Annotated in this window: 21 protein-coding genes; 18 read left to right on the forward strand and 3 right to left on the reverse strand. The window is 43.9% G+C overall.

Going from position 1 to position 23184, the window contains the following annotated elements:
- Window positions 1-18 precede the first annotated feature (18 nt).
- From sufD to MKX41_RS01695, 6 genes are all read left to right on the forward strand, one after another.
- Window positions 19-1320: a Fe-S cluster assembly protein SufD gene (gene sufD, locus MKX41_RS01670; protein ID WP_042186353.1), complete on the forward strand. Its 1302-nt coding sequence runs from the start codon at window positions 19-21 to the stop codon at window positions 1318-1320.
- Entirely contained in the window at window positions 1317-2543 is a 1227-nt protein-coding gene (locus MKX41_RS01675) for a cysteine desulfurase (protein WP_340968346.1), read from the forward strand. The genes sufD and MKX41_RS01675 overlap by 4 nt, the downstream gene beginning before the upstream one ends.
- Window positions 2530-2961 (forward strand): Fe-S cluster assembly sulfur transfer protein SufU, encoded by a 432-nt coding sequence (gene sufU, locus MKX41_RS01680; protein WP_036684339.1) that lies wholly within the window; start codon window positions 2530-2532, stop codon window positions 2959-2961. The genes MKX41_RS01675 and sufU overlap by 14 nt, the downstream gene beginning before the upstream one ends.
- A 24-nt stretch (window positions 2962-2985) precedes the next feature.
- On the forward strand, window positions 2986-4383 hold the full coding sequence (gene sufB / locus MKX41_RS01685) for a Fe-S cluster assembly protein SufB (protein WP_042186357.1): 1398 nt from the start codon (window positions 2986-2988) through the stop codon (window positions 4381-4383).
- 476 nt (window positions 4384-4859) lie between these two features.
- The gene (locus tag MKX41_RS01690; protein ID WP_042186359.1) at window positions 4860-6620 is read left to right on the forward strand and encodes an ABC transporter ATP-binding protein; all 1761 of its coding nucleotides are present in this window, start codon (window positions 4860-4862) and stop codon (window positions 6618-6620) included.
- 5 nt (window positions 6621-6625) lie between these two features.
- The gene (locus MKX41_RS01695) at window positions 6626-8485 is read left to right on the forward strand and encodes an ABC transporter ATP-binding protein (RefSeq protein WP_042186361.1); all 1860 of its coding nucleotides are present in this window, start codon (window positions 6626-6628) and stop codon (window positions 8483-8485) included.
- 69 nt (window positions 8486-8554) lie between these two features.
- Here MKX41_RS01695 and MKX41_RS01700 read toward each other — a convergent pair whose 3' ends face one another.
- The 3 genes from MKX41_RS01700 to MKX41_RS01710 form a co-directional block, all read right to left on the reverse strand.
- Window positions 8555-8803: a DUF7667 family protein gene (locus MKX41_RS01700; protein ID WP_340968349.1), complete on the reverse strand. Its 249-nt coding sequence runs from the start codon at window positions 8801-8803 to the stop codon at window positions 8555-8557.
- Window positions 8804-9418: 615 nt separating this feature from the next.
- Window positions 9419-10459: an HD-GYP domain-containing protein gene (locus tag MKX41_RS01705; protein WP_076284183.1), complete on the reverse strand. Its 1041-nt coding sequence runs from the start codon at window positions 10457-10459 to the stop codon at window positions 9419-9421.
- A 77-nt stretch (window positions 10460-10536) separates the two neighbouring features.
- The gene (locus tag MKX41_RS01710) at window positions 10537-11250 is read right to left on the reverse strand and encodes a molybdenum cofactor biosynthesis protein (protein WP_340968350.1); all 714 of its coding nucleotides are present in this window, start codon (window positions 11248-11250) and stop codon (window positions 10537-10539) included.
- Between the two features lie 136 nt (window positions 11251-11386).
- On the opposite strand from MKX41_RS01710, the gene MKX41_RS01715 reads away from it, so the two are divergent.
- The 12 genes from MKX41_RS01715 to MKX41_RS01770 all read left to right on the forward strand — a co-directional run bounded on the left by MKX41_RS01715 (window position 11387) and on the right by MKX41_RS01770 (window position 23143).
- Complete coding sequence (locus MKX41_RS01715; protein WP_340968351.1) at window positions 11387-12826, forward strand: bifunctional metallophosphatase/5'-nucleotidase; 1440 nt, start codon at window positions 11387-11389, stop codon at window positions 12824-12826.
- Window positions 12827-12898: 72 nt separating this feature from the next.
- On the forward strand, window positions 12899-13726 hold the full coding sequence (locus MKX41_RS01720) for an undecaprenyl-diphosphate phosphatase (protein ID WP_042186371.1): 828 nt from the start codon (window positions 12899-12901) through the stop codon (window positions 13724-13726).
- Between the two features lie 145 nt (window positions 13727-13871).
- Window positions 13872-14975: an HD-GYP domain-containing protein gene (locus tag MKX41_RS01725; protein WP_042186374.1), complete on the forward strand. Its 1104-nt coding sequence runs from the start codon at window positions 13872-13874 to the stop codon at window positions 14973-14975.
- Window positions 14976-15206: 231 nt separating this feature from the next.
- A complete protein-coding gene (gene yfkAB, locus MKX41_RS01730; protein WP_149645890.1) occupies window positions 15207-16343 on the forward strand; it encodes a radical SAM/CxCxxxxC motif protein YfkAB in 1137 nt (378 codons plus the stop codon).
- 51 nt (window positions 16344-16394) lie between these two features.
- Complete coding sequence (locus tag MKX41_RS01735) at window positions 16395-17723, forward strand: hemolysin family protein (RefSeq protein ID WP_042193528.1); 1329 nt, start codon at window positions 16395-16397, stop codon at window positions 17721-17723.
- A 164-nt stretch (window positions 17724-17887) separates the two neighbouring features.
- Window positions 17888-18568 (forward strand): response regulator transcription factor, encoded by a 681-nt coding sequence (locus tag MKX41_RS01740; protein ID WP_042186377.1) that lies wholly within the window; start codon window positions 17888-17890, stop codon window positions 18566-18568.
- Window positions 18565-20319, forward strand: coding sequence for a sensor histidine kinase (locus tag MKX41_RS01745; RefSeq protein ID WP_340968355.1), 1755 nt, complete (start codon window positions 18565-18567; stop codon window positions 20317-20319). Before MKX41_RS01740 ends, MKX41_RS01745 begins: the two co-directional genes overlap by 4 nt.
- Before the next feature lie 41 nt (window positions 20320-20360).
- Window positions 20361-20885 carry a CDP-diacylglycerol--serine O-phosphatidyltransferase gene (pssA, locus tag MKX41_RS01750; protein WP_149645893.1) on the forward strand — a complete coding sequence of 175 codons (525 nt, stop codon included), beginning with the start codon at window positions 20361-20363 and terminating at the stop codon, window positions 20883-20885.
- A gap of 7 nt (window positions 20886-20892) precedes the next feature.
- Entirely contained in the window at window positions 20893-21387 is a 495-nt protein-coding gene (locus tag MKX41_RS01755) for a DedA family protein (RefSeq protein WP_149645894.1), read from the forward strand.
- A gap of 48 nt (window positions 21388-21435) precedes the next feature.
- Entirely contained in the window at window positions 21436-22452 is a 1017-nt protein-coding gene (locus tag MKX41_RS01760) for an AI-2E family transporter (protein ID WP_042186385.1), read from the forward strand.
- Window positions 22453-22654: 202 nt separating this feature from the next.
- On the forward strand, window positions 22655-22873 hold the full coding sequence (locus tag MKX41_RS01765; protein WP_042186387.1) for a spore coat associated protein CotJA: 219 nt from the start codon (window positions 22655-22657) through the stop codon (window positions 22871-22873).
- 3 nt (window positions 22874-22876) lie between these two features.
- The gene (locus MKX41_RS01770) at window positions 22877-23143 is read left to right on the forward strand and encodes a spore coat protein CotJB (RefSeq protein WP_042186389.1); all 267 of its coding nucleotides are present in this window, start codon (window positions 22877-22879) and stop codon (window positions 23141-23143) included.
- The last annotated feature ends 41 nt before the right edge of the window (window positions 23144-23184 follow it).

The raw sequence follows: 23184 nt of genomic DNA on the forward strand, positions 1-23184 counted from the left end.
GGAAGGAGGAGAACACTTATGACGACACAGACCATTCTTCCGGTGGATGCCGAGCGCTTGAGCGAATTATCGCATAGTAGCGGCGAACCGGGTTGGCTGAAAGAAAGCCGCTTGAAAGCACTTGAACTGGCAGCTACTCTGACACTGCCTAAATTAGAGAAGACACGGATTGATCGTTGGAATGTGAATAATTATGGTAGCTACAAAGCAAGCGAAACCATTGCTTCACTGAAGGATGCACCTGCTTCCATTTCCTCCTTGATCAAGGATCAGGAAGAAGGCAGTCTGATTATTCAACGTAACTCTGGTGCAGTATATACACGACTAGCTCCTGAACTTGCAGCACAAGGTGTTATTTTTACCGATCTGCAAACGGCTGTTAAAGAGCACGGAGATTTGGTACAACGTTACCTTCATAAGGCGATTCAGCCTGACGAGCATTCTATCGCTGCGCTTCATGCAGCACTATGGAACGGGGGAGTATTCCTCTATGTTCCTAAGAATGTAGTGGTTGAAACTCCACTTCAGGCGGTGCTGTTAACAGATGATGCGGAAGCTTCATTTGTTCCTCACATTCTGATTGTAGCGGATACTAACAGCTCCCTGACATACGTAGACAACTACGTGTCGGATAAAGAGGAAGCTGGCTTGCACAATGGTGCTGTAGAAGTATTCGTGGGTGCAGGTGCTAAAGTACGTTATGCTACAGTGCATCAGCTGGGCGTGGATACAACAGATGTGACTTACCGCCGCGCTGTTGTTGAGAATGACGGAACGATCGAATGGATTGTTGGAGAGATGAACTATGGTGATACAGCAAGTGATACCAAATCTGTGCTCAAAGGTAATGGCTCTAGCTCGGATGCTAAAGTAATTGCTGTAGGTACGGGATCACAGAAACTGAATTACACTACTCAAGCTCAGCATTTCGGCAAAAATACCCCAAGTGACATGATCACTCGTGCGGTTATGCGTGATAATGCTACTTCTATCATCAACGGAATTACCAAGATCGAGAAAGGTGCTACAAGAGCCGACGGTCAGCAAACAGAGAAAGTATTGATGCTGAGTCCAAAAGCCCGTGGTGACGCCAATCCGATCCTGCTGATCGATGAAGATGATGTTACAGCAGGCCATGCCGCTTCCGTAGGACAGGTCAATCACGAGCAAGTCTTTTACCTGATGTCCCGCGGAATTACACGGCATGATGCAGAAACTCTGATCATCTATGGCTTCTTGGCTCCTGTTGTGTCGCAAATTCCACTAGAGGGACTGCGCAATCAGCTCCAATCTCTTGTGGAAAGGAAGTTAGGTCAATGATTAGCAACGCCATCCGGGAGCAATTTCCCATACTGAACCAGAATGTGAACGGCCATCCACTGGTCTATCTTGACAGTGCTGCTACTTCACAGAAGCCTCGTCAAGTGATTGAGGCGGTCAAGTCGTATTATGAGTGGGATAACGCCAACGTACACCGTGGCGTCCATACTCTAGGCAGCCGTGCAACAGATGCCTACGAGGGAGCCCGGGAGAAGCTAGCTAAGTTTATTAACGCCCGCAGCACTAAAGAAATCATCTTTACACGCGGCACAACCACTGCCCTAAATCTTGTTGCCTCTTCTTACGGGCCATCTGCAGTGGGTAAAGGCGATGAAATTGTCATCACCCTGATGGAGCATCATAGTAATTTGATCCCCTGGCAGCAGCTAGCTAAGAAGACAGGTGCTACTTTAAAATATATACCGTTGCAACCTGACGGAACGATTACGCTTGAAGATGCTGAGAAGACGATTACGGATAAAACCAAGATCGTTGCTATCGCTTATGTGTCTAATGTTATGGGAGTAACTCATCCGATTAAAGAGCTTGCGGCGATTGCTCATCGAAACGGTGCGGTAATTGTCGTAGACGGCGCACAGAGCACACCTCATGTGAAGGTCGATATGCAGGATCTGGATTGTGATTTCTATGCACTTTCCGGACATAAAATGCTAGCACCGACTGGAATTGGGGCTTTGTACGGCAAAAGAGCACTCCTTGAAGCCATGGAACCTATTGAGTTCGGTGGCGAAATGATCGATGATGTGGGTCTCTATGAATCGACATGGAAAGAACTTCCTTGGAAGTTTGAGGGCGGTACGCCGATCATTGCAGGAGCTGTTGGATTAGGTGCAGCCGTAGATTTCTTACAAGAAATCGGCATGGATGAGATTCACAGCCATGAGAAGCAGCTTGCCGCATACGCAGAACAGCGTTTATCTGAAATTGATGGCTTGACCATTTATGGTCCGCGCAATCGTGAAGTTGGCGTTGTGACTTTTAATCTGGGTGACGTTCACCCGCATGATGTCGCTACAGTACTAGATGCGGAGGGAATTGCTATCCGTGCTGGTCATCACTGCTGTCAGCCGCTGATGCGCTGGCTGGAAGCCAGCTCAACAGCACGTGCGAGCTTTTACCTGTATAACACCGAGCAGGATGTAGATCGACTGGTGGACGCTTTAATCAAGACAAAGGAGTACTTCGGCTATGAACTTGGATGACTTGTACAGACGCGTAATTATGGATCATTATAAAAGTCCTAGGAATCGTGGTTCATTTGAAGATGATGCTCTGAAAATTGAACTGAATAACCCAACTTGTGGTGATCGTATTACACTTCAGCTTAAGGTAGAGGATGGAATCGTCAAGGATGCCCGTTATAACGGTGAAGGTTGCTCGATCAGTATGTCATCGGCTTCGATGATGACTGAGGCGATCAAAGGACAAACGGTTGAACGAGCACTCGAACTAGCCGATAACTTCTCCTTACTGATGAAGGGTGAAGACGTGGATTTTGGAGATTATGAAGACATTGAAGCCCTATCGGGTGTGAATAAATTCCCTGCGCGGATCAAATGTGCAACACTGGCTTGGAACGCGCTTCGTAAAGGAATTGACGAAGAAGAGCAACATAAATAACAGTAGAACAAGGAGGCTGACACCATGGCTAAGAAAGCGCCTGATATGGAAGAGTACCAATACGGGTTCCGTGATGAGCATAAGTCGATATTCCAGTCTGGTAAAGGTTTGACGGCCGAAATTGTTAAAGAAATTTCAGCAATCAAAAATGAACCACAGTGGATGCTTGATTTCCGCTTAAAATCCCTTGAACAGTTCCGTAAAATGCCGATGCCTACATGGGGCGGCAATATGGATGATTTAGATTTTGAGGATATTCAATATTATGTAAGACCTTCCGAGAAACAAGGGAAGACTTGGGAAGAAGTTCCTTCCGAAATCAAGGAAACCTTTGATAAGCTGGGTATTCCTGAAGCGGAACAGAAGTTCCTCGCCGGCGTATCGGCACAATATGAATCTGAGGTTGTATACCACAGCATGCAGAAGAGCCTTGAAGATCAAGGGGTTATTTTTACAGATACCGATACTGCACTGCGTGAACATCCAGAACTTCTTAAGAAGTTCTTCGGGACGATCATCCCTCCAACCGATAATAAATTTGCAGCACTTAACAGTGCAGTTTGGTCAGGCGGAAGCTTCATCTACGTTCCTAAAGGTGTGAAATGTGAAGTTCCTTTGCAGGCTTACTTCCGTATTAACTCCGAGAACATGGGACAATTTGAGCGTACCTTGATCCTCGCTGACGAAGATAGCTTCGTGCATTATGTAGAAGGCTGTACAGCGCCAATCTACAGCACGAATTCTCTGCACAGTGCAGTTGTTGAAATCTTGTGTATGAAGAACTCACGCGTTCGTTATACTACGATTCAGAACTGGGCTCCAAACATCTACAACCTCGTTACTAAACGTGCGGTTGCAGAAGAGAATGCAACGATGGAATGGGTCGATGGCAACATCGGTTCCAAGCTGACTATGAAATACCCTGCGGTTGTTCTTAAAGGCCGTGGAGCTAAAGGTTCAGTACTGTCCATCGCGGTAGCGGGTAAAGGCCAGCATCAGGATGCGGGTGCCAAGATGATCCATTTGGCTCCAGACACAACATCCACCATTGTATCGAAATCGATCAGTAAGCACGGTGGTAAAGTAACTTATCGTGGTCTTGCTTCCTTTGGCCGTCAGGCAGAAGGTGCGAAATCGAACATCAAATGTGATACGCTCATTTTGGATAACGAATCCACTTCGGATACGATTCCTTACAATGAAATCATGAACGATAACATCGTGCTTGAGCACGAAGCAACGGTATCCAAAGTTTCTGAGGAGCAGCTGTTCTATCTAATGAGCCGCGGCCTAACAGAAGCTGAGGCAACTCAAATGATCGTTATGGGCTTCATCGAGCCGTTCACCAAAGAACTGCCGATGGAATATGCGGTCGAAATGAACCGTTTGATAAAATTCGAAATGGAAGGAAGTATCGGTTAACCTTGATCTTCAAGGTTCCGGCTTCATTCTAATAAGTAATACAAAATACGTATTCGCAGTGATCTTGATGCTTTTATGCTCAAGTCACTCGAATACGTATTTTTTATTGGAAATTGAAGTGGGGTTTTCATTCTAGAGGGTTAAATCCAAATTTTATGCAAAAAAGCTTGATAAAAGTTTATTTTGGAGGGGGCGATCACATCAAGGATCATGATGTTTCTTAATTCAACAGCATTAAGGAGGAAACTCGAGTATTTTAAGACAATGATGGTCGTTTATCACCTATATATGGGTCTTTTTTCCGAAATAACAGGATAAACGCTCAATTCTACCCTTTGCCGCTTTAAATTAGGGATGATACACTGCTTAAAGTCACTAAAATTGAAAGCGCTAAAAAATAGCTTTATTTTGTAAAGCTAAGCTAAGTCTATGCTTACGAAGCAGCTTTACTTCGTAAAGCTTTAAGGAGGAGAGATATGGATGTTCTCAGGCAACTGCGAGGCTATTACCGAGAGAAGCTACATTATTTGATTCTTTCGATTGTATGCTTGGCCGCCGCAACTGCAGTGGGGCTAATTACCCCCAATTTGTTAAGGAAGCTCATCGATGAAGTAATTGTTCCACTCAAGTTTAAAGAGGTGCCCGTGTTGGCTCTCAGTGTGTTAGCTGTAGTAATCGTAAAAGCATGCCTGCAATTTGCACATGGTTTTTTTGGAGGGCGGTTAGGTAATTTTCTAGCATATCGGCTACGTAACGCTTGTTATGAGAAATTACAATTTCTATCTTTCCGTTATTATGATACCGCGAAAACAGGAGATCTGATGTCCCGGCTGACCGGGGATTTGGAAGCGATTCGGAACTTTATCGGTTTTGGTTTTGCTCAGTTGCTAAATGTGTTTTTTATGGTGCTCTTTGGTTCTATCATGATGTTCACCATTAATTGGCAGCTAACATTGGTTACTTTGATTACTATGCCATTTCTGGCAGCAGTAGCTTTAAGATTTGAGTCCAAGATTCATCCGGCCTTCCAAGAGATGCGCCTTGCGCTGAGTTCTCTGACAACGGCTGTACAGGAGAATATCACGGGTGTGCGAACTGTCAAATCGTTTGCTAGAGAGGCTCACGAAGTTGAAAAGTTCTCACACCGTAATGAACGTTATAAGAATAATCAGATTTTTGCCGCTGAGCTCTGGAGTAAGTTTTTTCCTGTCATGGAGCTTTTAGCATCGGTAAGTATAGCTATCCTGTTAGGCGTAGGTGGTACACTCGTCATTAACGGGAAAATGTCACTAGGTGAATTGGTTGCCTTCTTCAGTTTGATTTGGTACATCATTGGACCGGTATGGGGTCTAGGCTTTCATATTAATAACTATACACAGTCCAAAGCTTCGGGAGAACGTGTACTTGAAGTACTTAATCAAAAAATTGATGTCAAGGATAAAGAGGATGCCCGTGAACTGGTGCCTTCCGAGGTTAAGGGGGACGTTGCCTTTAATCATGTCACCTTTGCGTACGGGAACAAAATGCCTGCTGTTACTGACATCCATTTTGAAGCTAAATCAGGTGAAATTATCGGATTTCTTGGAGGCACAGGTTCAGGTAAATCCACTATTACTCAACTGATGATGCGTGCTTATGATGTCAATGAAGGGAGTATTACGCTGGATGGCATTGATATTAGAGAGTACAGTGTGCGCAGCCTGCGGTCACAGATTGCCACCGTATTCCAGGAAACATTCCTGTTCTCCTCATCCATCCGCAACAATATTTCGTATGGCTTGAAAAATGTAAGCATGGAGGAGATTATCCGTGCTGCACAGCTGGCAAAGGCGCATGATTTCATTATGGAGATGGCAGACGGATATGACACTGTAGTGGGTGAACGCGGGATGGGTCTCTCTGGCGGACAAAAGCAGCGGATTGCGATCGCAAGAGCCCTGCTTAAGAATCCGCGTATCCTCATCCTCGACGATGCGACCAGTGCGGTCGATATGGAAACGGAACATGAGATTCAAGCGGGATTCCAGGAGGTCATGAATGGGCGTACAACACTTATAATTGCCCATCGGATATCCTCCTTGCGACATGCGGATCAGATCATTGTTATGAACGAAGGTCATGTTCAGCAGCGTGGTACTCATCAGGAGCTAATTGAAGTTCCGGGTCCATACCAAGATGTATACCGGATACAATATGCTGACTATCTGGCCAGAGCTACCGGAAGAGGGGAGGAGTGAGGCATATGAAACTTGAAGCCAAACAGAACACCGCTTCGGGAGCAAAGCGTAAAGCAGCCGAGCAGAAGACACTTGACGAACGTTTCGTGTACAAAGATGATGATGTGATCGACAAAGCGTTTGACTGGAAGCAGTTCACCAGATTATTCAGCTATATGAAGCCTTACGCCAAACAGATGCTTCCACTGGTTTCTATCATGATGATTCTGGGAACCATTACGAAGCTGACCGTTCCTTTCTTGACAAGTTTAGCTATCGACCGTGCTATAGCGCCTAAGGTTGGGAATCCAAGCTTAACACTTCTTTATTCGCTTACCGCAGGTGTCATTGTCTTATATCTCATTCAATGGATTGCAGGTGTGTACCGGATTAAGTACACGAACATCATTGGACAAAGAGTCATTTATGACTTGCGTTCTGACTTGTTCAAGCATATTCAGAAGCTCTCTTTTAACTTCTTCGATAAACGCCCAGCAGGTTCGGTATTAGTACGTGTGACGAATGATATCAACTCACTGCAGGATTTGTTCACGAACGGGGTAGTCAATCTGATGATTGACTGTGTACAGCTTTTAGGGATTACCATTATTCTGTTATTGATCAACTGGAAACTTGGTCTTGCAGTAATGGTTACGGTTCCGATCATGTTCTTTATTTCTACTAAGCTACGGCAGAAGATTCGGATCGCTTGGCAGGATGTGCGGATGAAGAACTCTAGAATTAATTCTCACTTGAACGAATCGATTCAGGGGATCAGAGTCACACAGGCCTATACACAAGAACGTGAAAACATGAATTATTTCGATTTTATGAATACAGATAGTAAAAAGTCCTGGAATAAAGCATCTGCGATGAACCAAGCTTTCGGGCCGATGATCGAGATCACTGGTGGTTTTGGAACGATGATCCTCTTTTGGTTAGGGGCGTATCTCATCCAATCTGGCGAGCTTACTGTCGGTTTGCTGGTAGCGTTCAGTTCTTATGTCAGCAACTTCTGGGACCCGATCAACCGTCTGGGGCAGATGTATAACCAGCTGCTGGTAGCGATGGCCTCCTCAGAACGGATCTTTGAATATTTGGATGAGCAGCCTTCGGTTCAAGATAATCCAGGGGCTAAACCACTAGGAACGATTCGTGGAGATATTAACTTTAATAAGGTTGTTTTTGAATATGAAAAAGGTCGGGCGGCTTTAAAGGGCATCGATCTGGATGTAAAAGCTGGGCAATCGATCGCGCTGGTGGGTCATACTGGCTCGGGGAAAAGTACGATTATTAACCTGATTGGCCGGTTCTATGATATTAAGAGCGGAAGAATTACGATTGACGGTGAAGATATCCGTGAAGTTACTCTAGATAGTCTGAGAAGGCAGATCGGAATCGTGCTGCAGGACACCTTCATTTTCTCAGGAACGATTCGCGATAATATCCGATTTGGTCGACTGGATGCTACCGATGAAGAAGTGGAAAATGCCGCGAAAGCAGTAGATGCCCATGACTTTATTATGAAGCTTCCTGGAGGGTATGAGACAGAGGTAGAAGAGCGTGGTAGTGCCTTGTCCATGGGACAGCGTCAGCTGCTCTCCTTTGCCCGCGCACTATTGGCGAATCCACGGATTCTGATCCTTGATGAAGCTACGGCAAGTATTGATACAGAGACGGAGCTGAAGATTCAAGAGGCACTCAAAATCTTACTTCAGGGCCGGACCTCCTTTATCGTCGCTCATAGACTATCTACCATTCGCCATGCGGATAAAATAGTCGTTCTGGACCATGGTGAGATTAAAGAAGAAGGAACCCACCGAGAACTGACATCACGTGATGGTGTGTATAACGGATTAATAGAAGCGCAGTTCCGCTTTCTATAGCAAAGAACAACAGCCCATTCCCCTTGCGAAAGCAAATGAGGAGTGGGCTGTTTTATATCGTACGTCCAATTATTTCGGGCGTTTAGGTAATCTACCCGTTATACGTAGCTCAAACATTTGGGCACAAATATCCTGATGCCACTGTGTATCCGTTGTTTGTTCCGCTAACAGTAATTCATTCTGTAGTCGTGCCATCTCCCAACAGTAAGTGGCATTCACCTGAAGGCATTGCTGTTGTTCCGTTTCTTCGGAGGCTGTAAGCTGGCGTAGACGACTTAGAGTGAATAGCTCGGCAAGACGTTCATGGACTGGAAGCATACTTTTTACCTCCTAGAAATATTTAAACCACATATTAGTCTCGCCAAGAAAAGTGTAATTCAATCATCAAGAGATTAATGATAGGAGGGGTACAACTGACTAAGGATTATGGGCAATGGGAGGATCTGTTGGGGATTTGTAGGAAGGAAGAATTTAGGTAGGTACAGATTAAAGAAGGTAAGGAATAAGGAACCTGGATTCGGAGCTTTCTATTGCAGTATTTACAATAGAAAGCTCCGAATCCACTCATAAAATAGCATCTACTGCACTTTGTGCAACAGTATTAGGAAAATGTGCTTATAAAAGACGTTTTCTTTATTTTTGATTGCACAAAATACAACAGAACTACAATCCAGCTCTACGTACATAAATTCTGTTGTGCAAAATACAACAGAAAAAATCCCCCGAAAGAAAACGGGGGATCATGGATTTCGAAAGATAGCTTTGAGGCCCCGATCTTTGCGCCAGCAAAGCAGGAGCCTCAAGGTGAGGTTACACAAGGCGTTCCTTCTATCCACCATCGCCACAAGTATACATCAAACTTCCGGGTGTCCAGAGGGCGGAGCCCTTGGGGCCCTCCCTTGGAAGGGAGGGTTTGGGAGGGATCGAAATGCCTTAGTCCATGTAAATTTCTACAATGGCAACGTTCCGTTCGCGGGAAAGGTCCACGAACATTCCGTCAACCTTTACCAGTGGTCGGAAAATATCGACCAGATTGTTCATAATAATTACGCCAATATCACCTGTGTTCAGCAACACACGCTTGCCGATGAAGTTGGGCATTAAATGCTGGATAAAGGCTTGAACGGTTTTAGCGTTCAGTTTACCGAAACTTAGATTGTTTATTTCACGCAGGACGGAAATAAGCTCTTGCTTCGACTGATAGACTCGTTTAGAAGTCATCGCACTATAAATGTCAGCTACAGCTGCAATTTGTGCATAAGGATGAATATCAGATTTGGTTAGACCGCTCGGATAGCCAGAGCCGTCCTCACGCTCATGATGTTGGAGCGCAGCCAAAGCTGTGTAAGAATCGTCCATGGAATTACGTATAATTTCGTAGCCGTACTTAGTATGTAGTTTGATTTCCTCGAACTCATCTGGCGTTAGCTTCCCTGGTTTATTCAAGAGAGAGGGTGAAATTCGGCATTTTCCAATATCAATCAAATAGCCTGCACGACCAATTTCATAGCATTCTTGTTTGGAATAACCAAGCCATATCGCAATATAATAAGAGAGCATGCCTACCTGAAGGGAGTGATTATAGGTATAGTTATCTTCCCGATCTAGCAAAAGCAGGAGGGACACTACATCTTTATGCTTGTCCAAAGTTTGAAGCGAAGGCTGAAGAATGTCGTTTACCACGGATTGGTTGAAGCTTCCTTTTAATAACGCTTCCATATAAAGAGACTCGAAGCCGTCAATCATGGTATCAAAACTAGTGGTCACCGTTTGAATAATTGAAGGTCTGCTGAGGGGTGATACCTCTTCTTCTAACGTCTCAATATCAACATAATCAACTCCAAGCTGCATCAGCTTGGCGATATCATTTATTTGGAGCAGTGATCCTTTTGGTAGTACATGTAAACCCCTAGAACTATACGCGTCCGCGTTAAGGTGATTACCAGGTTTTAGATCCGAGACGTGTACTCTCAATGCCTATGCCACCTTTTATCCGATTTTATCCAGAATATCAACAAAGTTCAGATTTTTCAATCAAAAAGGAGAAAAGATTATTTGTGGATTGTATCGCTGGCTTTTTGATCAGAGTTCACCCAATGTTGGCCCGATTCATTAATGTCTTTTTTCCAAACGGGAACCGTCTGTTTCAATTGTTCAATGGCAAAGCGACTGGCTTCGTAGCAGGTATCGCGATGAGGTGTGGAGACGGCAATGATAACACTTGCTTCCTTTAAACCTACAAGCCCAATGCGGTGAGATATGGCGCAGTTTGCGTTCCAGCGGTTCTTCACCTCTTTACCAATTTCCTCTAGTTTACTTAAGGCCATAGGAATATAGGCATCATAATGAAGTGCGGTTGTACGTTGTTCTCCGGTCATTTCACGTGTAGTGCCGATAAATAATAAGGATGCTCCGTGATTGACGTCAAGAACGGCATCTAGAAGCTTCTCTGCATTTAAAGGCTGGTCCGTTATGCTATAGAGACCATCAGTAGTAGTTTCATATATAGTGCCATTCTCTCCCCCGGAAACTGGAGGAATAAGTGCGACTTCGGAAGACGCTGTGATGATAGAATCATCAGGAGCATACTCCCGGTCAATGGCAATTAAAGAAGCCCCAATTTGGGATGCTGCATTCGGATAAGAGGCAGATAGAAGCTCCTTCAGCTTGCCAGCTGTTAAGGGAATCTCAGTCGCTTGGAAGGACAGAGAAGAAGAGCCGATTGTCTCAGCCAGACCCGCGAATAGTCGGATAGTAATATGCATTTTTATTCTCCTCTGATGTATGATCTGATGTCTTCAATATACCATAATGTGTCTGAAAATGTTATGCTAGGCTCTATAAGATCACGCACCGACTGCTTCATTAAAGAGCAGCTCAAGGGTAGGAGGAATGTTGCTTATGGGGCATGTGCCACAAAGACTGACCATACTTCATACCAATGATATACATAGCCATTTTGAAATGGTAAGTCCGGTGGCAGCGGAAATCGCCGCACAAAGGGCTGCAGCGGGAGAAGAGCCTGTACTGCTGCTGGATATTGGTGATCATATGGATCGTGCAGCTGTTGAGACAGAAGGCACAATGGGTCAGGCTAACATCGACGTATTAAACTTAACAGGATATGATGCTGTAACCATTGGCAATAATGAGGGGCTCACTTTCTCTCAGGAGATGTTGTCATCTATTTTTTCCGGGTTACAGTGTCCGGTAGTATGCTGTAATTTTGTAGAGTCTTCGACAGGAGAGCCACCAAGCTGGATGAAGCGTCATGCGGTCTTGGAGAAGGATGGAATTAGAATTGGAGTGACCGGAGCAACAGCGGCATTTACTTCGTTCTATTCCCTTTTGGGCTGGGATGCTTTAGATCCTGAGACAGCACTCCGGGAACAATGCCTACTTTTAGCGCCACAGGTGGATATTTTAATCGTTCTATCTCATCTCGGACTTCCTACGGATAAAATTCTGGCAGAACGGTTAGAGGGCGTACATGCCATTCTTGGTGGACATACGCATCATCTGTTAGAAGAGCCTATTATGATTAATGGTACTGCCGTATGCGGTGCTGGGAAATTCGGTCGGTATCTCGGGCACCTACAATTTGAGCGACTAGATCCTCAGTCTGATTTCAGCTTAGTGACGGGTGAATGTATTCCTATTGACCCCCTTCTGAAGGAGGAGGTTATAGGTCCTGCAGTCGCTATTCATTTGAAGCATGGCCAAGAATCTCTTCAGACGATCGCTGCGATTACTGACCGTGAGCTTCCTTTGAACTTGCGGGGAGAGTCCCCCTTTGGCAATCTTTTGGCACAAGCAGTACGTAGATTTACAGGAACTAGTATGTCATTAGTTAACACGGGTCAGCTGCTAGGACCATTGCCGGAAGGCGAGGTTACGACAGGGATGCTGCACGCACTTTGTCCTTCTCCCATCAATACTTGCATCATTAAGCTGAAGGGTAAAGATATTCGCACAGCTTTGGAACAGAGCCTTACAGAGGAGTTTTATAGTAAGGTCATTTACGGGTACGGTTTCCGCGGGAATCATCTGGGCAGCTTGGCAGTAGATGGATTAAAAATCTTGTACGACCCACTAATGATACCGTATGATAAGAGTGTTGCAGTTTTTGTCGAAGGAAACCCACTGGAGGATGAAAGAGAGTATAATGTTGGTACGCTGGACATGTTTACTTTCAGGGCCGGCTATGAGACGATCGCGAATGGGAAGGATGCTTTGTTTCTATTGCCACATTTTTTGCGCGATCTCTTGCGGATGGAGTTACAGCATCCAAACAGCCTCGATGAATGCATGCTCACTCGCTGGGAGGCTAAGTCTGAATAAGGCCGACAGCTCATAATCTACACTTATAGACTCCATTTAACAGTGCTAGATTCCCAAAAATAGGAGGACATTATGGACACGATTACAGCTATTATTTTAGCAATTGTCGAAGGGATCACTGAATTTATTCCTGTATCTTCGACCGGACACATGATCTTGACCACGAAGCTATTAGGTTTCGCTGAGCAAGATTCGATTATGAAGACTTATGAAATTGTAATTCAACTAGGGGCGATTTTGGCGATTGCACTTGTTTACCGCAAGCGAGTACTCAATTTGCTAGGGATTGGACGTAGTAGTTCAGGTAGAGGAGGCGTTATGCCGGCATCCCGTCTGAACTTAATTCATGTGATTCTCGGGATTGCCCCAGCACTTGCTGTGGCATTTTTTGCCCGCGATTTTATCAAAAGTCTTTTTGGAGCTTCGACTGTACTCTGGGCACTTGTGGCCGGAGGGATTCTAATGATTGTTGCAGAATGGGTGAACAGACGCAAAATACGAATTACTGCTCACGAACTGGATGATTTGTCTTACGGACAGGCGCTCGCGATTGGATTGTATCAGATTATTTCGGTACTTTGGCCGGGCTTCTCCCGTTCCGGGTCTACTATTTCCGGGGGGATGTTAAGCGGGGTCAGCTATAAGGCTTCTGCGGATTTTTCCTTCCTCATAGCCATTCCTATTATGTGTGCGGCTTCCGGGTATGAACTGCTGGATTCGTATAAAAACTTCACAAGTGAGACGATTGGTTATTTTGTAATTGGTTTTCTGATTTCTTTTGTAGTGGCATATTTAGTGGTCATTTTGTTTATGAAGTGGATTCAAAAGATTCGATTAACGCATTTCGCGATCTATCGATTTATTCTTGCTGCTGTATTCTGGTTGTTTATTATGCGTTAATGCCCGTTGGCATAGACCTAGACACATCTGATTTTCTTTAAGGTACACCTGTCTGAATTTCCATAGAAACGGTATAGACAAAGCGTGTGACCCAAGGATTTCAATACAGAATAGCATTTTACCGTTAAAGGCAGGAGTGAGTTTAGTGCGTTTAGTATCCGTGAATCAGCTTCAAGCAGGCATGAAATTAGGTAAAAAAATATATAATGATGAAGGTCTAACTCTACTCGCGGACGGGGTGGAGCTTACGGATGCATTGATCAAGCGTCTTGCAAGAATTGATATCGGCTATATCTACATAGAGGATTCTGTCACGGACGATATTGTGATTACTGGTATTCTACAGGATGAGACGCGCAATCAGGCGCTAAAGGTGATTCGTAATCAATTTCAGCAAATGTCTGGGGCTTCAGGAATTACCAAGGGTCTGTATCATCTGGACAAAAAATTTTCTAAGATCATGGATAACATTTTAGACGATATGTCTTTACAAGAAGATCCGATGATCATGCTGATGGATATGCACACTGCTGATAACTATTTATATGTCCATTCCCTGAATGTCTGCTTGTACACTTTAGTGCTAGGTATTGCTCACGGGTATAGTAAAGAGGAACTTCGAGTGATTGGGCTAGGCGCGCTGCTGCATGATATTGGGAAGACACAAATCCCGATAAAAATCGTACAGAAACCCGGCAGGCTCAGTGATGAAGAATTCCGCCACATGCAGGCTCATACCGAGATTGGGTTTCAGATTCTAAAGGAGGAGCCGAATATCCCGCTGCTCGCAGCACATTGTGCCTTGCAGCATCATGAACGCATTGACGGTTCCGGATATCCTCGCGGATTAACAGGGCCCCAAATCCATGAATATGCCAAGTGGCTGGGTGTAGCGGACTCCTACGATGCCATGACCTCCAATAGAGTCTACAAAAAGGCTATGCTGCCACATCAAGCCGTTGAGGCCCTCTATGTTGGTTCCGGTACTTTATATGAGCAGAAGCATTTAGAGTTGTTTAGAGATCGCGTAGCTATCTATCCGCTGGGGCTTACGGTGAAGCTCAGTACGGGGGAGAGCGGGGTTGTGGTCAAAATAGATCCAAGTACGCCTCACAGACCCACCGTACGTGTGCTTACGGGTCCTGAAGGAGAGAAAGTCGTACCGTTTGAACGAGATCTTAGTAAAGCCCTCTCCGTTGTTATTATTGACGTCGCAGAACAAGGCGGTTCTCTGGAAACGCCAAATTGATTATTTATAGCAGCGTGGAGAGAAGATTAGGCTTGTCCGAAGATATGTCGGAAGCCTATTTTTCGTCTCGCTGCTTTTATTTTTTTGAAATGTAGGGCAAGTATAGAAGGCCAGAAAGACATCATAAGTGCAGTTTTTTTGACTAACGTGGTATGATATAGGGTAAGTCATCGTTCTTTCTTCATGATTTTGGGTTAATAATAGGAATAAGATTTAAAGGAGCTAGTGCAAATGAATGTTTTAAGACCATTAACATCTTCACCGAGGGAGCTGTCGCCAAGTTACGATCCATGGGATCCAATCACTTCTCTACGTAAGCATGGCCGCCATGTGCTAACGAGTGTGGAATTCACTGTAACCAATTTATGCAATATGCGGTGTGAGCACTGTGCTGTTGGTGATAGTCTAACCTCCAAAGAAGGAGATATGCTACCGCTTAAAAATATGCTAGACCGTTTAGAGGAAGTTGAGCATCTAGAAACTATTAGTATTACGGGCGGAGAGCCCATGTTCCGCGCCGGAACGGTGGATAATATCATTGTGCCATTGTTGAAATACGCCAAAGAGCGGGGAATCAGATCACAAATTAATTCTAATCTGACGATGCCGTATTCCCGTTATGAGAAGCTGCTTCCATATCTGGACGTTATGCATATTTCATTTAATTATGTGAACGGTGACGATTTTCATGAAGTCGGTTTTGCGAACAGTGGTCATGCGGTTGCCAAGGAAGCCGCTTACCGGCTATATAATACAATGATTGAGAACTCTCGCCAACTAAGTGAGGATGGTATGTTAATTTCTGCGGAAACTATGATTAATTACCGTACCCACACTAAGCTGCCTGAAATTCATAAGCTGATTCTCGACATGGGAGCAAAACGCCATGAAGTTCATCCGATGTACAATTCGAGCTTTGCTTCCGCTTTGCCAGTGTTATCTTTAAATGAAATGCGGACAGCGATCCATTCGTTACTGGACCAGCGTGATCCAGAGGTATGGATGTTGTTCGGCACGCTTCCGTTTTTTGCTTGCAGCTTCCTTGAAGAAGATCAGAAATTGCTAAGTAGAATGCGTGCAGAGAAGAATGTTACGCTTCGTAACGATCCGGATGGTCGGAATCGTGTGAACGTAAATATGTTTACTGGAGATGTTTTCGTTACAGATTTCGCTGATATCGCAGCCTTTGGTAACATAGACAACCAAAAACTGGATGATATATTTATCGATTGGCAGACGAAGCATCCGCTGAACCAGAAGGTGAATTGTTACTGCGATGCAGCAGGTTGTTGCGGACCTAACCTGTTAGTAGCGGATATGTATTATCCGGAAGTTGATTTCAAAACTAGAAAAGCGATCAATCTGTAGAAATGAGGCGTTGTTAAAGTGGCGCATACGGAATTTGAAGTAGGGAGATTAATGCTTAATCTTTTGCTTGTTCTGGTGCTCGTATTATTGAACGGTATTTTTGTAGCAGCGGAGTTCTCATTAGTTAAGGTCAGGCAGTCTCGTCTGACCCAACTTGTCAGTGAAGGTAATAAAATGGCTGGATATGCACTCAAGGTAAATAAGAGACTGGATTCTTACTTATCTGCTACCCAGTTTGGGATTACACTCGCGTCACTGGGATTAGGCTGGGTCGGTGAGCCGGCCATTTCAGAGCTGCTCGTTGAACCGTTAATGTATAAAATGGGGATTACCGACGGTACTCTGATTTCTACTGTTTCTGTTGTTATCGGATTTTCGATTATTACATTTTTACATATTGTACTTGGTGAGCTTGCACCGAAATCGCTTGCGATTCAAAGAACAGAAGGATCTGCGCTACTACTCTCGGCACCGCTGATGTTCTTCTATAATCTCTTTATGCCTTTTATCTGGATACTGAATGCATCGGCGAACGCATTGCTTCGTTTAGTGGGTGTTGAGCCCGCGAATGAGAGTGAGGCAGCCCACTCGGAAGAGGAAATTCGTATTCTTATGAATCAGAGTGCTAAGAGTGGTGTCATTGATAAAGATGAGATGAAGCTGATGGATAACATCTTTGAATTCTCTGATCTTCTCGCTCGTGAAGTCATGTTGCCTCGTACGGATATGGATGTGCTGTACAGCAATCTTTCGCTCGAAGAAAATATGAAGATTATTACAGAAACAAGACATTCACGTTATCCGGTTGCTTTTGAAGACAAGGACCGTATTATTGGTTTTATTCATATTACCGACCTGCTGTTTGCTCCACCTGAGCAGCAGAATGATCTTACGACGCTGGTTCGACCAATCCTTAACGTGCCGGAATCGATGGAGATTAGCCATACGCTTCGTTTTATGCAGAAGAATAAAGCTCAGCTAACGCTAGTTGTCGATGAATACGGCGGTACAGCCGGGCTACTGACAGCAGAAGAAATTCTGGAAGAAATCGTAGGCGATCTGCATGACGAATTCGAAGATGAGCGTCCGAGTGTGGAGCGTAATGGTGATTATATTTCCGTTGAAGGCCGGATGCTGATTGAAGATGTCAACGATCTTACGGGTGTAGTGATCGAGGATGATGAAGTGGATTCCATTGGTGGCTGGTTGTTTAAGGAGCTGGAGGGGAATCCAACCAAAGGAAAACGGGTTAAAGTAGAAGATGTGATATTTGAAGTCGAGGAATCGACAAGATTGCGGATCACTCGAATTAATATCCATCGGGAACCCCCCATTGAGAACGAAGAAAATCCATCAGAGCCGGACGGAAATAAAGAATAACCTATTGAAAATTGTGCGTATTGTTCCGAGTGATCAGGGATAAAATGAACTCCTCCTGCTAGAGCGGCATGGCTCATGACAGGGGGAGTTTTTTTGTGGACACATAAAGGACATAACACTCGACTATGCTAATATTTATAAATGGTTTGAAAGCGGGGTCTAGATTGAAAAAGAAGCTTCTTCTCGTTGAGGATGAAATTCGTATTCGTGAACTGGTGTCTGATTACTTCATACAGAATGATTGGGAAGTACTCGAAGCCGATAATGGAATAGATGCATTGGTTTGGTTTGACTCACTGCTGCCGGATCTGCTGATTTTGGATATCATGATGCCTGCTATGAATGGCTATGAAGTCTGCCGTGAAGTTCGTGAAAAATCAGCGGTACCTATCATTTTGTTAACCGCCAAGTCTACAGATGACGACAAAATCTACGGCTTTGAATTAGGAGCGGATGATTATGTTACAAAGCCATTTAGTCCAAAGGTGCTGGTAGCCCGGGCAAATGCACTTATGAAGCGTGTTGAAGGCTCCCATCAGCCTGAATCCAGCATAATAAAATTTGGTTCCGCGATGTTTAACACCTTAGCTCATCGCTTAGAGGTAGAAGATGCGGAAGTGGAGCTTACCCCTAAGGAATATGATCTTTTATGGCTTTTAATACGAAATAAAGGGATTGTCATTTCAAGAGATACGATCCTTAGTCGGATCTGGGGAATTGAATTTGAAGGAGATTCTAGAGTTGTGGACAGTCATATTAAGAAGCTGCGAAGTAAATTGGGTTATGAATCTCGGTTTATTCGTACGGTGATTGGTACAGGGTACATGTTCGAGGAAGAGGCATGAGAAGACGCGGAATTACTTTTAAACTGTTTGTGATGACCGTTATCTTTTTCCTCTGCTTTTATGGCATGGTCATTCTAAGCCAATTGCTGTTGTTTGACAATTTCTATCAGAAGCAAAAAGAAAACCGCGTGGAGAAACATCTTAAGAGCTTTGCTGCAAGATATATAAGCGAGCCGTGGGGAAGTACTCGAACCTCTCAGGAGCTCGTTCGGTTTATGCTGCGGAATAAAACACAAATGGTTATTTTGAAGCTGGATGGAAAGATGAATTCGGAAGATCCATTTCATATAAAGTTAATCGATGATGATGGAAAGAGTATGGTTGTTTCTTTATCCCTGTTCATGAATCAGTACGGAGATGCGCTTAGAGCAGCGAACATTAAAGTAGATGATCAGCTCAGCATCGAAGGCGAACTACTGGATGAAGACAGTTCTTCACCCGCTATCATCTACCCTATAAGTATTACAAAAAAAGAGACCGGAACAATAGGGGATACGGAAGAGACTGGGATGATTCACGCTTCAGGTACTGTTACAGAAATTGTATTGCCTGATTTGAAAATATGGAATCCACGCCAGGGAATACTGTTTGAAGCTCTAGAGGAATGGTTTCCTTTGACACCGGCGCAGATAAACGACTTCAAGAATTTGAAAATACAGAAGCAAGACTGGATTGCTCCCTGGAGTGGGAGTCGCAATGCTGTGATTATTCTGCCCCTTAAGCAAAGTACCGGAGAAATTGAATTACTATTCACAGTGACCTCGTTACAGGAAGTTAAGGATTCTAATGAGGCGTTGCGTTGGTTCTTTTTATATTTGGGGATTGGCGGTATTGTCCTGATTCTGGTGCTTTCCCTCTTCTTTTCGAAAATGGTAACACGACCGTTGATTAAGTTAAACAACATAGCCAAACGGATGGTTTCTCTGGACTTTACAGGGGACACATCGATTCGGCAGAAGGATGAGCTAGGCAGTCTTTCTAATAGCATGTTCACCTTATCATTAAGTCTGGATTCTGCTTTACGAGAGTTAAGAGAGGCCAATCAGCAGCTAGTTGAGGATATGGAGCAGAAACAAAGAATGGAGATCATGCAGCAGGACTTTTTTGCCAATGCCTCCCATGAATTGAAGACACCGCTCAGTATTATCAAAGGTTTTGCCGAGGGATTAGAAGATGGCGTTAGCGCCGGCAAGCAGGATCACTACATTAAGGTGATTATTGAGGAAGCAGATAAAATGGAGTTTCTTGTTAAAAATATGCTAGATCTAGCGCGGTTGGAGTCGGGCACGATTAAACTTCGGAAAACTTCCTTTATGTTAAGTGAACTGACGGAAAAGGTGACGGACAAGCTGGTTCACTTGCTGAGTGAAAAACATTTGGAGGTCATCATTATCCCTGCAAACGAATTACCGATATATGCTGATGTGAACTGGATCGAACAAGTTCTGCTGAATTTTATGACCAATGCTATCAGACATGCGGAAGAAAGAAGTTCTATCACCGTCAATATTGAGAGTCATGCCCAGACTATTGTATTCACTGTTCAAAATATAGGAGAATCCATCCCCGAAGATCAGCTAGAGCAAATCTGGGAACGGTTCTATCGGTCTGAGCCATCTCGCAGTCGAATGACTGGCGGTACAGGTCTGGGGCTTTCCATTGCGAAGCGAATATTAGATATGCACGCTTGTCTTTATACTGTGAAAAATACGGAGAACGGCGTCAGCTTTACTGTGACCTTTGAAGGTTAAACGGATCAACAAAAATACTACAATGAAAGGGGTGAAATCGTATGAAATTGAATTGGTTGCCTTCAATGTGCACACTTGCAAACTTGGGGCTCGGATCACTATCTTTGTATTTCACGATTCAAGAACGATACAGCCTGGCTTTATTAATGATATTGCTTGCGGCAATTTGCGATGTACTCGATGGATTACTGGCAAGAATACTGCAATGTACCAGTGAATTCGGTAAACAATTGGACTCATTGGCGGATATTATATCATTTGGTTTAGCGCCAACCTTCCTTATCTTATTGTACAGGTTAGAAGATGCTCACTGGATTGGACCTGCAGCTTCAGTTTTCTTTTTGATCTGTGGTGCACTTCGTTTGGCCAGGTTTAATCTATCGGCGCCTTCCAAAGGGTTCGTGGGGATGCCCATTACTGCTGCTGGAGTCATTCTGTCGATGATTTCTTTACTAGATGAACGCATGAAACCAGGACTGGTCATCGTATTAATGGCAATACTGTCTGTAATGATGGTCAGTCGTATTCCATTTCCGTCACTTAAAAAATCCTTCAACAGGAAGTGATACACCCATGCCTTGGATTATTGAAATCATTTCGCAGTACGGATATATAGCCATATTTGCCCTTATGGCACTTGGGATTATCGGACTTCCTGTACCGGATGAGGTGTTAATGCTGTTTGTAGGCTATTTATCCTCCGTTATGGTTTTGGACTTTTCACTTTCGGTATTGGTTTGTTTCATGGGATCTATCACAGGAATGCTTATCAGCTATACCATTGGTTTAAGACTAGGGCAACCTGTGGTAGAAAAATTCGGCAAGTGGGTTGGCCTTACACCCAAGCGTTTTGCCAGTATGAAAAGATGGTTTTTGCGGTTCGGCAACTGGGCGATTTTCATTGCCTATTTCATTCCCGGTCTGAGGCATGTATCAAGCTATATCTCTGGAATCAGTGCTATGTCTTTCAAAAAATATATACTCATAACGACTGCAGGAGCGCTAACCTGGTCACTCCTTTTTGTTTCCATCGGCTTTTTTGTGGGGGCTAAGTTTTCTTTTTTATAGCCAGTGGATGATCAGCAATATTAATCGCAATCGAATGGAGCAAGATCTATGAATGTATTGAAGCGATTCTACGCGAATATAACCACCAGGCGTTTTTTTATTCTCGCACTTATCGGGTTGCTGCTGTTCAGTATTCGAGGGATGCTTAATCTGGTGTTGCTGACGTTTTTGATTGCTTTTGTCATGAACAGCTTTCAGACATTGCTTAGTAAACGAATTGGTAAATTTATGAAGGTTAACAGTAAGGTGATTATTGTCATTTTATACCTCGCTTTAATCGCAGTGATTGTACTGGCCCTTGCTAAATATCTCCCTAAAGTATTGGAACAGATTAAGCAATTAACCATCTTCCTTACCAATCTCAAACCAGAAGATCTCCCGCAGAACAAGATTACATTGTATTTGTATGATATGCTCAGGGACCTTAACTATCAGTCCTACATCAAAAGAGGTATCGATTATGTGTTGAAGGTTAGCAACTGGGGTGCGACTTTCGTTATATCGACCATTCTAAGTTTTGTGTTTATTCTGGAGAAGAACCGGGTTGTCAGTTTCACTTCTAGAATGAGAGAGAGCCGAATTGCCTGGTTTTATATAGATCTGGAGTATTTTAGCCGAAAATTCATCGTTTCCTTTGGGAAAGTAATTGAAGCGCAAATTCTCATTGCCTTATTCAACACCTGTCTTACTATTATTGGCTTGTGGCTGCTTAACTTCCCATATTTATTTGCCTTATCGATCTTGATTTTTCTGCTCAGTCTCATTCCGGTGGTTGGTTTTTTGATTTCGCTCATTCCGCTCTTAATCATCGGCTACAACATCGGCGGTCTGACAACAGTCACTTATGTGCTGGCGATTATTGCGGTATTACATTTTATCGAAGGGTATTTCTTGAACCCAAAGTTGATGTCCACAAAAATGAATTTGCCGATGTTCTACACCTTTATCGTGTTGTTGTTTTCTGAGCATTATATAGGTGTCTGGGGACTTCTTCTTGGCATTCCCATCTTTGTTTTTATGTTGGATATCCTTGAGATTACCCACGAAGATTCGTCAAAAAAGTGAAGTCTAGATCTTAATATTCAATAAGATCCAAATAATAAGCTGTTTTCGGTACTTTTCCGAAGGCAGCTTATTTGTTGTGCAATTGCATGACAAATCTTGCTCCAGTGCTTTTTTTATAAATAACGTTTTATAATGTGTCCTGCTGTCATAAGTTAGCTAAGGGAGTAATAAACAAGGAACAGGAACAAAGGAGGTACGAAAAATGGAATCACAGCTACGGAGGTATACCCCGTTTAGGGGCCCGTTTGATCCTTGCCCACCGGTACCATTCAAGACATATGTAGTTCCACCGAATCAGTTCATTAACTTTCAGCCACCCGATCTTCCGCAGTTTAGTTTACAGGAAGCTTTGAAGTATGGCACGCTCTGGCCAGCACTGTTCAGCCCGTATGAATCTAAGTGCAAAGGAGGAGGAAAGTAGACTATGGAGGCAAACCCTTGCGATCAACGATATTATGAAATGCTTGAACAGCTGCAGACTCTTGATTTTGCCTTGGTGGAGTTAAACTTATATCTGAACACTCATCCAGATGATTTAAGAAGTATTGAACAATTTAATCAGCTGACTCAGGAACGTACCAAGCTAGCGAATCAATTTCAGGAATTATATGGTCCGCTGCAGAATTTTGGTCGCGCTTATTCGAAATGTCCGTGGGAATGGAATCAGGCTCCTTGGCCTTGGCAGGTGTAAGAAGTGTGTACTGTAAGGAACTAAGTTTCTAGAGGAGGGGA

Origin of the sequence: Paenibacillus sp. FSL R5-0475, assembly GCF_038004585.1 — a bacterium.
Taxonomy (GTDB): Bacteria; Bacillota; Bacilli; order Paenibacillales; family Paenibacillaceae; genus Paenibacillus_AQ.

Excerpts from the sequence above, each read along its gene's own strand:
- pssA (WP_149645893.1), top strand. The coding sequence starts at position 20,361 with ATGAAATTGAATTGGTTGCCTTCAATGTGCACACTTGCAAACTTGGGG.
- yfkAB (WP_149645890.1), top strand. The coding sequence starts at position 15,207 with ATGAATGTTTTAAGACCATTAACATCTTCACCGAGGGAGCTGTCGCCA.
- MKX41_RS01760 (WP_042186385.1), top strand. The coding sequence starts at position 21,436 with ATGAATGTATTGAAGCGATTCTACGCGAATATAACCACCAGGCGTTTT.
- MKX41_RS01720 (WP_042186371.1), top strand. The coding sequence starts at position 12,899 with ATGGACACGATTACAGCTATTATTTTAGCAATTGTCGAAGGGATCACT.
- MKX41_RS01675 (WP_340968346.1), top strand. The coding sequence starts at position 1,317 with ATGATTAGCAACGCCATCCGGGAGCAATTTCCCATACTGAACCAGAAT.
- MKX41_RS01690 (WP_042186359.1), top strand. The coding sequence starts at position 4,860 with ATGGATGTTCTCAGGCAACTGCGAGGCTATTACCGAGAGAAGCTACAT.
- MKX41_RS01765 (WP_042186387.1), top strand. The coding sequence starts at position 22,655 with ATGGAATCACAGCTACGGAGGTATACCCCGTTTAGGGGCCCGTTTGAT.
- MKX41_RS01695 (WP_042186361.1), top strand. The coding sequence starts at position 6,626 with ATGAAACTTGAAGCCAAACAGAACACCGCTTCGGGAGCAAAGCGTAAA.
- MKX41_RS01710 (WP_340968350.1), bottom strand. The coding sequence starts at position 11,250 with ATGCATATTACTATCCGACTATTCGCGGGTCTGGCTGAGACAATCGGC.
- sufB (WP_042186357.1), top strand. The coding sequence starts at position 2,986 with ATGGCTAAGAAAGCGCCTGATATGGAAGAGTACCAATACGGGTTCCGT.
- MKX41_RS01745 (WP_340968355.1), top strand. The coding sequence starts at position 18,565 with ATGAGAAGACGCGGAATTACTTTTAAACTGTTTGTGATGACCGTTATC.
- MKX41_RS01715 (WP_340968351.1), top strand. The coding sequence starts at position 11,387 with ATGGGGCATGTGCCACAAAGACTGACCATACTTCATACCAATGATATA.
- MKX41_RS01700 (WP_340968349.1), bottom strand. The coding sequence starts at position 8,803 with ATGCTTCCAGTCCATGAACGTCTTGCCGAGCTATTCACTCTAAGTCGT.
- sufU (WP_036684339.1), top strand. The coding sequence starts at position 2,530 with ATGAACTTGGATGACTTGTACAGACGCGTAATTATGGATCATTATAAA.
- sufD (WP_042186353.1), top strand. The coding sequence starts at position 19 with ATGACGACACAGACCATTCTTCCGGTGGATGCCGAGCGCTTGAGCGAA.
- MKX41_RS01755 (WP_149645894.1), top strand. The coding sequence starts at position 20,893 with ATGCCTTGGATTATTGAAATCATTTCGCAGTACGGATATATAGCCATA.
- MKX41_RS01770 (WP_042186389.1), top strand. The coding sequence starts at position 22,877 with ATGGAGGCAAACCCTTGCGATCAACGATATTATGAAATGCTTGAACAG.
- MKX41_RS01735 (WP_042193528.1), top strand. The coding sequence starts at position 16,395 with ATGCTTAATCTTTTGCTTGTTCTGGTGCTCGTATTATTGAACGGTATT.